Raw genomic sequence first — 14,731 nt, forward strand, 5'->3', positions numbered from 1 at the left:
GAATCCCTTCCGTTTTTCTCCGGTTACCGGTCTCCATACGCCCTTGACGCCACACAGCCCGCGGGCGACGATTGATGTTCAGGAGCCCTGAGCGGAGAATCGGTTGTGGCATAGAGATCAACTGCGCGAAATCTCATCGGCCGTCGCTCCGTCGTTCCACAATTTCACCTACACCTACCCTCCTCCCTATTTCGCTCGCAAACTGAGCACCCCGGGGGGCCTTGACCGCCGTGTCCTCGGTGAGTTCGCCGACTTCAGCATGTACCTGCATATTCCCTTCTGCCGGATCAACTGCAATTTCTGTAGCCTGCACAGGAGTCTCCTTCGTGACGACGAGGAACTGGAGAGCTACCTTTCGGCGCTGCTCAGGGAATTGGGCGAGTTCGGTGACCACCTCGGGACTCTGGGGTCTCCGCGGATGTCCGCCCTCTACATCGGAGGCGGGACGCCGAGCGTTCTGCGGGTCGAGCAGCTGAACAGGCTCCTTGACCGGGCCGCCGTGTTCGCGCCGCGGGGCGTACCGGTGGAGGCCACGATCGAGTGTGCCCCCGACGCCGGTCGTGATGCCGCCTACTGGACCTCGTTCCTGGGGGCACTCGCCACGCGGACCCGCCTGCCCATTACCAGGATCAGCGTCGGCGTACAGGCGTGGAGAGACCACGCGCTGCGAAGAATGGGACGCGGTAGCACGAAGCAGGCGGTCATCGAGCTGCTGAGGGCCGCGGACGGCCTTCTTCCCAGTTACAACGTCGACTTCATCCTGGGCTACCCGCGGGAGGAGTGCACGGTGGCGGGCCAGGCCATGGAGATCCTGGAGGCTGTCCACGACCTTCGAGAGCTGGGGTTCTCACTTCCGAGTGTGAGCGTCTACCAGCTGTGGGACGTGGAGGAGATCCCCGTGCTGCGGCGCAGGCAGTATGAGATGCCGAGTGCCGACGCGGTGATCGAAGCACTCTGGACGATCCAGCAGGGGCTTTACGGCATGGGCTACGTTCCGGGGGCGGGGACCACGTTCGTCCGCGGCGAGGAGCACCGGCACCGCTGGACGGTGCACAGGTGCAGGGAGTTTCGCCACCTGGGCTTCGGTTCGGGCAGTTACTCCTTCCTGCCGGGTGGGTTCGTCCAGCGCGGACGGGACGTCGACGGCTACAAACGGGTGTTGTCGGCGCCTCACGTCTCCTGGACGGAGATCGACGATCGGTTGAACACGGTGTTCCGGCTGACGGCCGAGGATGTCGAGATCCGCCGGATCATCGTGGGGCTTCGCTCGGGGACGCCCGTGCCCCTGGTGGAGGCGGGTGCCGTGGAGAGCCTCCGGCTCGGGGAGCTTCGGGACAAGACGCGCCGTCTCTGCCGGTCAGGAGTGCTGGAGGAGCGGACGGGCATGATCGCGCTTTCCGAGGACGCCTTCATGCTGACCAACGCCGTGTCCGCGTTTCTTCACCCCGCGGACGTGCCACGAAACTCCGCGGGGTTCGTCCTATGACGGCAGTCCGGTCGCCCTGGCGAGTTCGGCGGCGAAGTCCTTCGCGTCCCGGTCGATGACATCGAGCCGCTGTTCGTGCCAGACGCTCACGGCCGTCGCGGCAGGACGCAGTTGAACCGCGTAGGCGCGCCGCTGCAGCGGGCCGAAGCGGCGGCCGAGCGTGTAGTAGAGCCGCTTGAAATCGGGGTCGTTCAGTCCGTAGCCCAGGAACAGCAGCGTCTTCGTGGCGAAGTAGCCGTTGAGCACCGATGCGATTCCCGGCTGGACGGAGAACAGGTCGTAGTAGTCGCGATCGGTGACCACGATCGTGTCCGGCCGGGTCAGCGTTCCGTGGATCTTCAGCACCGGCACCGACCCGGAACGGATGAAGGGCAACTCGCTGTCGGTGACGACCACGCTGTGCGCGATGCCCAGTGAGCTGAGCGACTGCTCGATGAAATGATCCCAGTTCGTCGAGACGAAGGCGGCGAACGGCTGCCCGCACAGTGTGCGATGCGTGCCGGTGGGGGCGGCCGGCACATGCTCGACACGATCGAGAAGAAATGACAGGAGAGCGTGTCTCCCCCGCAGGGCGGAGTAGGTGGTGGAAACCTCCGTCAGATCATCGGGGTTGCCGTCGAAATCGTCCAGGCGGGAGGCGAGGGCGCGTGCCAGCTGGGATCCGGTGGGCAGGCCGCCGAGGGCGGAAAGTCCCGCACCACAGAAAGCGACCACATCCCCGCTCTGGACCGATTCGACGAGTTCCAACGGGATGGGCGGGATCACGGCCCAAGTGTAACCAGCCGCCCCTTCGAGCAGACGGCCCTTCAACGACCGGTGAACACATCGTTGTGGAGGCGGTCGTGCACGATCGACGGGGCCGTGACGTCCGGCGCCCCCCACCGTGTCGCACCGTCACGCGTCCGGATGGAAGAGGACGGACGGGAGTCGAGCGCTCCGGGCACGGGAACGGCCTGCGGGGCACGACGCTCGGCGAAGAATCGCAGCGCGACGTCCAGATCGTCGAAGAAACCGTCGATGAAGGTGAGCTCGCCCGACTCTCGTTTGGCGATGAGCGCCGCCGGATGCTCATAACCCACCCAATCGACCTCTGCCGGATCTATTTCGTCCCGACGCGGACTCTCGTTCGTCTCGCCTATGAACAGATATCGGTAACGATCGTATGGATTGATTCCCCGGTGCAGCACGTGAAGGCTGTGCAGTGAGACTCCGAGCTCTTCGCGGGTCTCCCGGTGTGCGGCCTGGTGAGGGGTCTCTCCGGAGACCACCGCACCGCAGACATGGTCGATGTCCCCCGGATTCACATCCTTGGACAGGGAGCGTCGATGAATGAGTATCTGGCCGATTCCGTTGAATATGACCACGATGACAATCGAGAGATAAAGACCTTCGTAACGACCGGCGTCCTGGCGCGGAACTGCTCGCTTGACCACGTGCCCTTCGCCATTTACAAGATCAACCGTTTCGGTCATCGGCCGATGATACATCATGGCCTCGTTGTGCGAGATCAAACGCTGTCGCATTTATTGGTTAATAGGTAGAGATGTCTTATGTGTCGGTCGGTATTCGTGCGCCTCTCCGCCCAGGCGTAGGTGACCGCGATCGGCCCCGGCGGGCCGCGGCGGGCCGGCCGGGCGGGCGGAGGTCGTTCGGGCTCGGGGCCGCGCTCTCAGCGGTCGCCGACGGAGAGACGCCAGCGGGCCCAGACGGTTTTGCCTGGACGGTTGGGGAGGGGGGTGACGCCGGTGTCGTGGGCGAGGGCCTTGACGATGGCCAGCCCGCGGCCGTGCAGGGACTCGGGGTCCAGGGTGAGGTGGCGGGGCTGTCCGGGGCCCCGGTCGGTGACCTGGATCTGGAACTCGTCGGCGTCGGCCCACAGGGAGAGCCGGACCACGGGCTCGCCGTGGACGATCGCGTTGGCGAGCAGTTCGCCGACCACCAGGACGGCGTCGTCGACGAGGTGGTGCAGCGCCCAGGCGGCGAGGGTCTCGCTCGCCATGGCGCGGGCCTTGCCGACGATCGGCAGGTCGTGCGGCAGGTCCCAGTAGACGGTGCGCGGGTCGTCCGTGGGGTGCGGTGTGTCAGGGGTCTCGGGCATGGCCTCTCCTCGGGACGGCGGTGTGGTGTCTTCGGCCTCACGCATCAGGGCGCGTAGCTCGTCGGCGGTGCGGGCCCGCACGATCAGGGGTTCGGCGACGGGCCAGACGGCGACGGCGTGGAAGTCCCGGGTGCCGGTGCCGTACCAGACGATCCAGGCGGGCTCGATCTGGTCGAGCTGCTCGGCGGCGGCGCGTTCTGCCGGATCCCAGGGGCGGGAGCAGACCCGCTCGGTGACGGCCCCGCGCCGGTGCCTCCCGCCCTGCCGGGGCTGCGGCTGTGGCTCGCGTCCGTTCATACCGCCGCCCCCTGTCGGTACGGGGTGTGCTTGCCGGGGGTGCGGGGACCCGGCGGCCGTCCTCGCCGGTACGGCACCGCGGCGACCGTGACGCCGGACGACTCAGGCCGCCGGTGTCGGCCGGGGGAGACCTCCGGGAGCCGCACCGGGGAAACGACGGGAGGTGTGGGGCCGGGGATCGTGCGGATGGGCGTTGAGACGGGTGGGCGGCTGGAGAGGTTGAGGCGGCGGCGGACGGTCATCCGGGCGTGGACCTGCGCGGGGGTGGGCTGCTCCCAGTGGTGGTGGGCGCGGTGCGGCAGGCTGGCGGCCTCGTGCGCGTACGGGGGATGACCGCACCAGCGGCAACCGAGCGGCATCGGCGGCCGGTCCGCGTGCCAACGGACCCTGATGGGGCGGGGGTTTCCTCTAGGGTGATGCATCAGATCGGACCTCCACTGTCCGGTCGAGGGGCTCGTCCCGGCGTGCGATGCCGTGGCGGGTCCCGCTTTCGTTTCTGGGGTGAGGACTGTGTTTCCGGGGCGGGAGCGGTGTTGCCCCGGCGTTCATCCCTGCGTCAGGCGACTTCCGGCCGTCCGGTCAGGGCTTGCTGAGTGGTGACAGGTCTGTATCCGGCGGATGCGTGAACTACCTGTCGATGTCGCATGATCCGGCACCTCGGCGTCATTTCTCGCCTTCTTTTCCGGACATAGCCCGTTATTTTGGCGACAGGTTTGCCGAGGTCTTTTGGTGCATGTGGTAAGAGGGCTTATCCGATGGTTTTCTCGCGCCTTCCGTTCTCTTCACAGGGTGCCCTCGACCGGCTACGTTGGGTATCGAAACTCCCTACACACCTCCAGGACACTTTGTAGTGGACTGTGTTTTTTTGTGTTGGCGGAGTAGCGCCCCCACAGGACGGAGCTGAAATGTCCGCTTTCTATGAACCCGACCCTTCTGCAAAGCCTCTGGTTCTTTTGGGGGCCGAACTTCGCAAATACCGAAATAGAACCGGCGTCTCCATAGAGCGCCTGGCGGAGGTCATCCCTTTCAGCGCGAGTCTGATCGGCTTCATCGAGCGAGGGCAGCGCAGGGCAGGCCGGAGCTTCATGGAGCACTACGACGAGGCCGTGGGCGCGGGCGGGGAGCTCGTCCGGCTCTGGGAGCACGTCACCCGCTCGGCGAGCCCTCGGTGGTTCCGGGGGTGGCTGGACATCGAGCAGGAGGCGCACACGCTGCACACCTGGCAACCGCTCGTCGTTCCAGGACTCCTCCAAACAGAGGAATACGCGCGAGCGGTTATTCGCGGAGAGCCCGGCATAACTGACAAGCAGGTAGAGAAGGCTGTCGTCGCTCGCATGGAGCGGCAGGAAATCTTCACTCGCGCCAACTCGCCGTTGTTTCGTGCGATATTGGATGAAAATGTTTTTCATCGTCCTATCGGTGGCAAGGAGGTCATGCGTCGCCAACTCGAACGTCTCGTGGAGGCGGTAGAGTCCCCGCGAATCGGTATCCAGGTCGTTCCCACAGAACTGGGGGTGACGACAGGGATTCTCGGCGGATTCGTGATCGCACATCTCCCGGGAAGCGCGGATACGGTATATATCGATTCTGCGACCGACGGTCACGTGACAGATCGCCCGGAAGACGTTGAAGCTATACACAGCAGATACGACGCCCTGCGAGCTGAGGCGCAACCTCAGCATCTGTCCATCGCGTTGATTAGAGAGGCAGAGAAATCATGGACCTGAGCGAAGAACTGAGGACCGCGGCCTGGCGTAAGGCGACCAAGAGCGGGTCCAATCAGGGTGACTGCCTGGAGGTGGCTCCGTTGTCGGGTGGTCGGGTGGGGCTGCGGGATACCGAGGCCCCCGAGCGGGCGCCGTTCGTGGTGAGTGCGAGTGTGTGGGACGCCTTCGTGGACGGGGCCAAGAAGGGCGAGTTCGACTTCTGATCCTCGCTCCCTGCCGTAGGGGAAGCTCCCGGTCGTTGCTGGGAGCTTCCCCGTGCACCGTTATCCGCAGTGGAGAGGCGGAGAGACCGTGAACCTGAGTGATGAGCTGAAGAGCGCGGCCTGGCGTAAGGCGACCAAGAGCGGGTCCAATCAGGGTGACTGCCTGGAGGTGGCTCCGTTGTCGGGTGGTCGGGTGGGGCTGCGGGACACCGAGGCTCCGGAGCGGGCGCCGTTCGTGGTGAGTGCGAGCGTGTGGGACGCGTTCGTGGACGGGGCCAAGAAGGGCGAGTTCGACTTCTAACTACACCTGCGAAACATGGGAGGACTCTCGGCCGTGGCCGGCGGACGAGAGGTACCGATGTCTCATCTCCCGTGAGCCTGGTCAGGGCTGCTTGCGAGGGCGGGTCGTCTTCGGGGGGCGCCAGGTGGTGAGGTCGTCGTCGCCGAGGTGCAGGCGGTCGCGGGTCTGGGTGAGGAAGCCTTCGTAGATGTCGGCAGGGCTGGCGCCGTAGACGTAGTCGAACTCGTCGTGCCACTGGCGCACCCAGGGCAGCACCTCGCGAAGCCCGGCGAGCAGCGGGGTCAGCCGGTCGGCGCCCCAGCCGTGGTTCTGCTCCCGGTCGACGATGACGGTGGCGAGAGCCTGAGCCTGCTCCTTGTGGTCCCAGCCGGCCCAGCCGAGCACCAGGTCGTCGTCGCGGCCCGCGTGCGGGTAGGAGATGAACCGCTCCTTCGGCACGTCGAGCTTGCCGCGGTTACGCCAGTACGAGACCTTGAGGAAGTCACCCGAACCGTACTTCGGCGGCACCGGAATCGCGTCCCGGATTCTCTTCACCTCCGCCTCGGCCCTGGCCTGCTCGGCCTTGAGCCTGGCCCACTCGGCGGCGGCCCGCTCCCGCTCCGTCTCGCTCGCGACCCCGCTCGCCTCGCGCTCCGCTCCCTCGCCCGCCCTTTCGTCCGCTGCCCGCTCGCGCTCGGTTTTCTCGATCTCGTCGATGACCTTGTGCTGCTCCTCGGCCGCCTGCCTGGCCGTGTCCGCGACGGCCTGGGCCGCGTCCTCCCGGCGCTGCCGATCCCAGACGTCCTCCCAGTCGGCGCGCTTGCTCAGGCCGGAGTCCTTGTAACGGAGCTGCGAGAGGTAGGGGACATGCTCGTCGGCGACCAGCTCGGCGACCACCTTCTCCAGGTCCTTGCCGGGGGCGTACAGCTCGGCGACCGAGACGAAGTCCACATCGGGCCGGAGCAGGTCGGCGAGCTGCGCGGTGCTGAGCATCCGAGGCTGCTCCATCCCGTCCAGATAGTGGAACCAGAGCTCCCGCGCCTCACACCGATCCAGCAGCCAGTTGCGCAGGGCCTTCGCCTGGAGGGAGTCCCATCCCTCGGTGGCCCAGCGGCGCTTGCACTCGGGCCGCTCGATCAGCCCGATGTTCCGATCCGTCTCGATCAGCGCGATCCGCTTCTCCACCACGGCCTTGTACTCGGCCGACCAGTGCTCGGGCAACTCGGTGATCGGCGTCGAACCATGCCGCACGAACCACTGCGTCTCTGCTTCCCCTCGCGCCATCTTCCGAGCCAGCACGATCTCAAAGGCACGTTCGCCAAGCTTCAACTTCGGCACGACCTCCGCCGGAGCGGCCATCTCGTCGTCCAGCAACCCGTAGAGCGAGTAGACCTTCCAGTCCAACTCCTCCTGGGAAGCGATCATCTGCGCTCGGATTGAATGCCACTCATCGCGTGCGAGCCTTAACCGCTCCCGAGTCGGTGTTTTTGCCGCTACCTTATCTGGACTTACTGAAGAAAGTTGTTGAGCTAGGACATCCAGCAATCGCCCGTGTTCCACTGGCGGTATAGGTGGAATTGGAAATTCTTCCAGCTTTGTTCCCGTAAACTCAAACCGGTTTTCCCAAGCCTCGTCCTGCACGCCCCTCCCAATGCCACTCCCGCCTTTGGGTTGGCTAACTTGCTTGAGCCAAAAACAGGTGGTAGAGCTGTTGAGGATCGCCAATAACTCCACGTGCTCTTCTTCAGTGGCCTTCTTGCTGAGCTTGATCACGGGAACGGACCGATAAAATGCTTGACCGGTGCGGTCTAGTGTCCACTGGTTGTTAGTTACGACCCACGCAAACGGGAGGGACCATTCATGCGTGTCACTGTCTTTGGGGAGTTGGTGCCAAGACCACCAAGCTTTCCCTTTTTTTTGGTAGGTTGATCCGCTTCCGATGGTCCGCCCTTCCAGTACTGCTCTGTAGGGCCAAAGACGGTAATTAAGCTGTGCCGGAAAGTCTTTAGAGCTAATTAGCTCCTTCTGGTCGTCATAAGGAAATATTATGTACTCATGGTCGTTGATCACCCAGTCGCGGACGTCGTCTCCTCGGCTGGTCCGGATCGCCATAAATTCTTCTTCGGCTGCGATGTTAGTGATTCTTTTAGGTAGACTGAATGCCTCGTCTGCGTGCGTGTCCCCGAAGAATCCGATCCTCGCGACCAGTTTTCCCAGTCGCTTCCGCGATGCACTCTCTAGGAGTTCTATAAGTTCTAGACCTCCATCTTGAAGAATCCACGGAAAGCGACGAAAGTATCTTTTCTTGTCTAGGTCACCGACGCTAACCCATTCGCTGGATGATCCTGGCTCCTCAATTTGATCAACAATTGCGCGCCACACTAAACCTTTGCTAGCGACTTCCGGCGCTCCTGGTTCGCCGTTCACGGATCTAACAGATCTAACGGTCGATCGACGGCTTTTGCTGGCTCGCCGACCTACTATAATGACAGTGGGTGTTCCGTGTCCTGGAATATAAGAGCCTGAAGTGTCTATGACATGAGTCAATTCAACCCTGTCGGGCAAAAAATCTTTTGCGAGCCTTTCGCCGAACTCGCGCTTCATGAACGAGTTGGCTGTAATTTGGCCGGCGTATCCCGCGCTGCGGCCGTCTGGGCCTTGGCGTTGAGCCAAGTCGAAGAAGCGCTGCATGAATGGAATGGAAAGGGAATACTCGCCCGAGCATGTGTCATACAGGTCTTTGTACAGTTTGCTGAGCTTTTTGTCTCCAACTGTAATGTAGGGCGGATTGCCAACCACGACGTGATAGCTGCCTTCCCTTAAAATGCCCGGGAACTCGTGGACGTCCTCAGTGGCATACGCGAACTCGGCCAGTTCGTCTCTCGGGAGGTCGGCGACCTCTTCCTCGTAGGTCTGTGAGAAAAGGTCACCCTGTTCGTTGGCGGCGGCGAAGAGCCTGCCCTGTTCGCTGACCCCGTGCAGGATCGCGGCGTCGGACTCCATGGTGGGCAGCGCGAGCTGGCGGGCCTTGATCAACGAGTCGCCGATGGCGAGGTTCAGCGGGAACTCGTAGCTTCGAGCCTCGGCGAGGGTGGTGAAGCCCGAGGCCCGCAGCGCCGCGATGAACAGCCGGAAGCGGGCGACCGCGATGGCGAACGGGTTGAGGTCCACCCCGTGGACCGCCTTCAGCGCCAGCCGTACCAGCTCGCGCCTGTCCCGCATCGGCGCGTGCCGGGTCCACTCGTCCAGCAGCCGGTGGAAGGCGCCCAGCACGAAGTGACCGGACCCGCAGGTGGGGTCGATCATCCGGATCTCGTCGTGGCCGAACTCGGCGATCGCGGGGGTGAGCGTGTAGTCGAGGATGAACTCCTCGACGAACTCCGGGGTCTGCAGCAGCGCGTACGTCTTGCGGGCCGCCTCGGACAGGTCCTGGTAGAGGTCGCCGAGGAAGCGGGTGTCCCAGTCCTCGGTGGCGAGGGAGTGGACGAGCACCCCGTCCTCGCCGCGCCGTCGCCAGAAGCCGATCAGCTCCTTGGCCGCGTCGTGCGAGATCGGGATCTGGTAGAGCGGGTTGTGCCTGCGGTCGAAGAGCAGCGCGCCGGCCTGGGAGTCCGCGATCTCGGCGAACGCGGCGAGCAGCCAGCCCCGGTCGGTCTCGGCCGGGTTGACCCGGAAGAACTCCTCCTGCGCCTCCTCGGCGAGCACCATCCGCTCGGGCGAGGGACCGGCGAGGTATGGCGAGGTCAGCAGCCCGTTGTCCTCGCAGAACCGGACGAAGACCGTGCCGAGCACCCAGGCCGCCGCGGCCTGGGTGACCCGCTCGTCCCGCCACGCGGCCCAGGTCGCCGCCGTACGGCCCAGCCGGAACGCGAGCCGGTACTCGGCGTCCAGCCGGTCGCGGACCCTCCTCGCCGTGCCGTCACCGGTGCCGACGATCTCCGAGGCGGTCTCCACCTGGTCCCGCAGGTCCTTCTCCAGTGCCCTGACCTGCTTCTGCAGGTCGGCCAGCAGTGCCTTGCGGTCGATCACGACGCTCTCGCTCCACTTCGGTGCTGGTTGGCCACCCAGGCGTCGGGCAGCTTGATCCACTCGTTCGGCAGCTGGGCCGGGGTCAGCGCCCCGTCCAGGTTCGGCGAGCGGTTCGGGTCGGTCATCGGGCAGAGCAGCCAGATCGGCGACCCACCGGCCCGTGCCCGGCCGGCGAGGCGCCGGATCACCCCCAGCCCGTCGTACCTGGCGGCGGCAGCGGCGTCGTGCAGCAACAGCGGGCCCGCGGCGCGCCCGGAGCCGGAGGGCCCAGGACCGGCGTGCCCGGCCTCTCGACGCCCGGAATCCGGATTCGAGGTCGGCGGAGGCGGGGCGTCGGGGAACGGGGTGTCCGACAGCAGCGCGTCCAGGCGCGGAGCGACCAGTGCCCAGGCGTCGCGGGCGTACTCGGCGAGCTTGAGCGCGCCCCTGCTGCCCGGCTCGGCCAGGTCGGCACCGAGCACGGTCTGCCACGTCGGCAGCGGCCGGGGATCGATCAGCTCGTGCAGTGCCGCGACGAAGAGGCCGGTCACGTTCACCGGCAGGGCGGCGAAGCGGCCGATCAGCTCACGGCGGCCCCGCTCGTACCCGGTCAGGCCCACGGTCAGCGCGCGGAAGCCGCCCTGCCCGGCCGAGGTGAGCCGCTCCTCGGTGCGGAGCGCCTCGGCCAGCTCGGGGGTGGCCGCCGTCCAGCGCGACGCCCCGGTGCGGGTGGACCGGCGCCGGATGACCGTGCCGGAGACCGAGTCCGGCGACTGCGGCGGGACGTACCGGCCGTCCCGCCAGCGGATGTCGAAACCGGCGTCGCGGAGCAGCGTGTCCAGGCGCGGATGGCCGGGAAGCGGGGCGAGCGCGGGGAAACGGGCCCGCACCCGTTCGCGTACCTGCTCGGGTCTGAGCCCCGTGGGATGCCCGTCGCCCCCGCCGAGCGGTATCACGCCCGCCTGGGTGAGCCGGAGCGCCCGCACCGGGTCCAGATCGCGCGGATAGATCTCCAGCCGGGAGGTGGCCGCGGCCCGCAGCGAGGCCGCGGCGGCGAGTTGGACCAGGCGGCGGTCCTCCAGCACCGGGGCCTGGCCGGGAACGGGTACCGCCCGCAGCTCGCGAAGGACCGCCGCCGAGGTCGGCAGCACCTCCTGGGCGGCCAGCCGGTCGGCCGCCTCGCCCAGCGCGTCGGCGTAGTCGAGCAGTGCCGTGGCCGCCGGGGTGTCGGGGGAGTCGTCCGCCCCGACCTCCAGCGCCACCATCAGCCGGTCACCCGCCCGTTCGCCCTGCCGGTCACCGCGGCGGTCACCGCTGTGGTCACCGTGGCGGTCGTCGTGGCGGCGGAGCAGCAGCCGGGGCTCCTCGGGCTCCTTCACGACCGGGTCGATCTCCACCGCCGCCCGTACGGCGGCCAGGGCGAGCGCCCGGCGCAGCGCCGGATCGGTGCGGCTGGAACCCCGGGCGGCGAGGACCGCCTCGGCCAGCTCGGCCACCGCCATCACCCGGCCGCTCTGGGCGAGAAGCTCCAGCACCTCGTCCCGGACGCTGCGGATCACCGGTTCCGTGTACCACCGGTCGCGTTGCCGGGTGAGCATCTGGGCGACCCGGCCCCTCGTCACCGAGACCGCCGTGGCCACCGCCTCCTGACGCGGCCACGGCGGAAGGCCGGGCAGCGCACCGGTGGAGTCGGGCAGCCCCAGCAGCAGCCGGATGGCCTCCACCTCGCCCGCGTTGCGGCCGTTCTTGTGCCGTTCGGGGACGAGCAGGGCGGCGACGGTGTCCAGGCCGATCCGGCTGAGCACCACCTCGTCGTCGCCGTCCAGCGCGGCGGCCTCCTCGCGGGCGGCGACCCGCTCGCCGGTGGTGATCGGCTCGCTCTCGTCGAGCCGGGTCCGCCAGTCACGGATCCGGCGCTGGAGCTCCTGGCGGGTCTTGGCGCCGAGACCGGGGAGGGTGAACAGGGTCTTGGAAGGGAGGCTCAGCAGGTCGCCGACCGTGGTGGCGCCCAGCCGGTGCGCCGTCGACACCGCGCGGGAGGTCAGCCCGGCGGTCTCCAGCACGGTCGCGCGGGTGGCGGCCAGCGCGGCGGCGTCCCGCGCCTCCTCCGCGGTGACCTCCTCGGCGGGCAGGTCGCCCGGGTGCCCGGAACCCACCGGCGGCACCGCGTCCGAGCGCCGGAACACCTGGAACCAGGCGTTGCGCATGTCTTTGAGCGACTCGAACCGCTGCCGTGCCTCGCGGTGCAGCGCCCGCAGGAAGAACTCGACCAGCCCCTCCCTGACGGACGGGTCGAACGCCTCGGCGGCCAGGGTGGGCGGGCCCTCGGTGTAACGGGGCTCGGTCGCGTTGTCGCCCCAGGCCGGCAGCTCACCGGAGGCCATCTGGTGCAGGGTCACCGCGAGCGCGTACCGCTCGGCGTGCGCGTCGTAGACGGTCCGCTTCGCCGTACCGAGGAAGGGGTCGAGGTAGTACGGGGTGCCCGCCTCGATCTCCCTGACCGAGATGCCGGCCAGCGAGAAGTCGAAGAGGACGAGCTGGCGGGTACGGTTCGGGCGGACCCTGATCGCGATGTTGTCCGGCTTGATGTCGCGGTGGGTGACGCCCTCGCCCTCCAGGAAGTCCAGCGCGCCGAACAGGTAGTCGCTGTAGGTCTCCAGCTCGTCGGGGGTGAGCGCGCCCTGCTCGCGGATCTTGCGGGCGACGGTGTGCTCGCCCGCGTGTTCCAGCACGATGCAGGTACGGTCGCCGATCCGGACCGGCTCGGGGCGGACCAGCTTGATGACGCGCGAGTCGTCGCGCAGGTCGCGCAGCACCGACGCCTCGTGGTCCAGCCTCGCCGCCTTCTCGTCCGACAGGGCGACCTTGAGCACCTCCAGCTTCTCGCTCCGCAGGTTCGTCACCAGCAGGGCACGGGAGGTGGAGCCGGTGCCGAGCCGCTTCTCCACCCGCCACTCGCCGCCGATCACGTCGCCCTGCCTGGCCTCCAGCGGATCGAGGTCGTCTCCCGGCTGCTCGTCGGCGGGGTGCACCGACTCGGGGGCGGTCGCCTCGTCCTCGACGACCTCCAACATCTCCAGGAACTCGGCCACGCTGGTCAGCCGCTGTACGGGCACCGGTGCGGTGGCGGCCTGGACCAGCTCGTCCATGAACCCGGTCACCGAGTCGGCGACCGTCGAGGGGCGCAGGCCGTTCTCCTTCGACAGCCGGGCCAGGAGGTCGGCCCGACGGTCGCTCGGGGGCAGGCCGGTGAGCAGCAGGTAGGACAGGGTGCCCAGGCCGAACACGTCGAGCGCCACCGGGTCGGGGCTCGGCGTGTTCAGCTCCGGGGCCAGGTACGCCTGGGCGGACGCCTCCATGTGCTGGCCGACATGGCTGCTGGAACTCATCCCCGGGGTCGAGCCGTCGGTGCCCTCACCCCGGGTGGCGGTCTGCCAGTCGCTGATCTGGAGCTGCGGGTTGAGCCAGCCCTGCTCCCGCGCGTCCCTGGGCGCGCGGCCCGGCGTGACCAGCACGCTGCGCGCCGACAGCGCCCGGTGATGCAGGTGCCGCCCGTGGGCGTACGACACCGCCTCGACGAGCTGGCGGATCAGGTTGAGCCGGGTGAGCAGGTCGAGGCGCGGGCCGTACTCGCCGATGTAGTGGTCCAGGCGCATGGCGCGCGGGTCGTGCCGGAAGATGAGCGCCGGGCCCATCTCGTGCTGCTCCAGGGTGTCGACCCGCACGATGCCCGGGTGACTGATGCCGTGCAGGGCCAGCACCTCGCGGCGGGCCGCCCGGCCCATGCTGGCCCGCATGTCCTCGTCGGCGTTGCGCTCGACCAGGTAGATGCGGATGCGGCGTTTCTCTGCGTCGATGTCGCGGTGCGTGGCCAGGTGGTCTTCCCAGGTGGGCCCGGCGTCGAACGGGCGCGGCTCCAGCTCCCAGGCTCCCACCTGGAGGTGGGAGCGGCTCTTGGCGATCCCCACCTTGTGCAGCCAGCCGCCGAGCGGCCGGGAGATCTCCGGGGTGATGCGGCGGCGCTGGTCGCGGGGTGCCGCCGTGAGCAGGTCCGACAGGATCTTCGGCAGCCGGCCGTTCTCCGGCCCGTAGACCCCGGTGAGGTGCTGGTCGGGCAGCTCCACCTCCAGTGAGGGCACGGAGAGGAAGACGGCGGCGTGGATGTAGGGGATCCGCACCCGGTGCCCGGCGGCCTGCTGCAGCAGCGACTTGAGCTGCTTGGCCTTGGAGTCGGCCAGGTGCAGCGGGTTGTCGAAATAGCGGGTGCGGCTGCCGGTCGTCTGTACCCAGTTGGCGCCGCTCGCGCCGAGCCGCCCGTGCAGGCTCTTGATCTCGATGAGGAAGAGCCCGGCGGGCGCGGCCACGAACAGGTCGACCTCGCGGACGTGCCCGGTGTTGGCGGTGAAGGTGAAGTTCGACCAGGCACGGTACGGATCCATGTCGGGCAGCCCCGAGCGGACGTGTTCCAGGGCCTCGCGCTCGTGCTGGTACTGGGAAGGCGTGATCGTGGTCCAACGGCCTTCTAGCACGTTAAGGATCTCCAAGGCAGTGGGGGTCTGCGTGGCTGTGCACCAGGGTAGATCGCGGACCCCGCCGAGCCGGGGGACTTCGATAACGGGCTGCTTACAGTGA

11 protein-coding genes are annotated in these 14,731 nt (G+C 67.3%); 4 read left to right on the forward strand and 7 right to left on the reverse strand.

Going from position 1 to position 14,731, the window contains the following annotated elements; genetic code table 11:
* Positions 1 to 133 precede the first annotated feature (133 nt).
* The gene (locus ABZ664_RS12930; RefSeq protein ID WP_362508279.1) at positions 134 to 394 is read right to left on the reverse strand and encodes a hypothetical protein; all 261 of its coding nucleotides are present in this window, start codon (positions 392 to 394) and stop codon (positions 134 to 136) included.
* Here ABZ664_RS12930 and ABZ664_RS12935 point away from each other — a divergent pair.
* A complete protein-coding gene (locus tag ABZ664_RS12935; protein ID WP_362508249.1) occupies positions 308 to 1,486 on the forward strand; it encodes a hypothetical protein in 1,179 nt (392 codons plus the stop codon). The genes ABZ664_RS12930 and ABZ664_RS12935 overlap by 87 nt on opposite strands.
* Here the strand turns inward: ABZ664_RS12935 and ABZ664_RS12940 are convergent.
* From ABZ664_RS12940 to ABZ664_RS12955, 4 genes are all read right to left on the reverse strand, one after another.
* Positions 1,481 to 2,251, reverse strand: a complete 771-nt coding sequence (locus ABZ664_RS12940) for an SIR2 family protein (RefSeq protein WP_362507555.1) — start codon at positions 2,249 to 2,251, stop codon at positions 1,481 to 1,483. The genes ABZ664_RS12935 and ABZ664_RS12940 overlap by 6 nt on opposite strands.
* 41 nt (positions 2,252 to 2,292) lie before the next feature.
* A complete protein-coding gene (locus ABZ664_RS12945) occupies positions 2,293 to 2,958 on the reverse strand; it encodes an NUDIX domain-containing protein (protein ID WP_362507558.1) in 666 nt (221 codons plus the stop codon).
* A 197-nt stretch (positions 2,959 to 3,155) separates the two neighbouring features.
* Positions 3,156 to 3,881, reverse strand: a complete 726-nt coding sequence (locus tag ABZ664_RS12950; RefSeq protein WP_362507561.1) for an ATP-binding protein — start codon at positions 3,879 to 3,881, stop codon at positions 3,156 to 3,158.
* Entirely contained in the window at positions 3,878 to 4,303 is a 426-nt protein-coding gene (locus ABZ664_RS12955; protein ID WP_362507564.1) for a hypothetical protein, read from the reverse strand. The genes ABZ664_RS12950 and ABZ664_RS12955 overlap by 4 nt, the downstream gene beginning before the upstream one ends.
* Positions 4,304 to 4,786: 483 nt before the next feature.
* Between ABZ664_RS12955 and ABZ664_RS12960 the strand changes: the two genes are divergently transcribed.
* From ABZ664_RS12960 to ABZ664_RS12970, 3 genes are all read left to right on the forward strand, one after another.
* Positions 4,787 to 5,608 carry a helix-turn-helix transcriptional regulator gene (locus ABZ664_RS12960; protein ID WP_362507567.1) on the forward strand — a complete coding sequence of 274 codons (822 nt, stop codon included), beginning with the start codon at positions 4,787 to 4,789 and terminating at the stop codon, positions 5,606 to 5,608.
* Positions 5,599 to 5,811 (forward strand): DUF397 domain-containing protein, encoded by a 213-nt coding sequence (locus ABZ664_RS12965; RefSeq protein WP_362507570.1) that lies wholly within the window; start codon positions 5,599 to 5,601, stop codon positions 5,809 to 5,811. Before ABZ664_RS12960 ends, ABZ664_RS12965 begins: the two co-directional genes overlap by 10 nt.
* A gap of 88 nt (positions 5,812 to 5,899) precedes the next feature.
* A complete protein-coding gene (locus ABZ664_RS12970; protein WP_362507573.1) occupies positions 5,900 to 6,112 on the forward strand; it encodes a DUF397 domain-containing protein in 213 nt (70 codons plus the stop codon).
* Between the two features lie 81 nt (positions 6,113 to 6,193).
* Here ABZ664_RS12970 and pglX read toward each other — a convergent pair whose 3' ends face one another.
* Positions 6,194 to 10,120, reverse strand: coding sequence for a BREX-2 system adenine-specific DNA-methyltransferase PglX (pglX, locus tag ABZ664_RS12975; protein WP_362507576.1), 3,927 nt, complete (start codon positions 10,118 to 10,120; stop codon positions 6,194 to 6,196).
* On the reverse strand, positions 10,117 to 14,628 hold the full coding sequence (pglW, locus tag ABZ664_RS12980; RefSeq protein WP_362507579.1) for a BREX system serine/threonine kinase PglW: 4,512 nt from the start codon (positions 14,626 to 14,628) through the stop codon (positions 10,117 to 10,119). The genes pglX and pglW overlap by 4 nt, the downstream gene beginning before the upstream one ends.
* Between the last annotated feature and the right edge of the window lie 103 nt (positions 14,629 to 14,731).

Origin of the sequence: Streptosporangium sp. NPDC006930, assembly GCF_040635605.1 — a bacterium.
Classification (GTDB): domain Bacteria; phylum Actinomycetota; class Actinomycetes; order Streptosporangiales; family Streptosporangiaceae; genus Streptosporangium.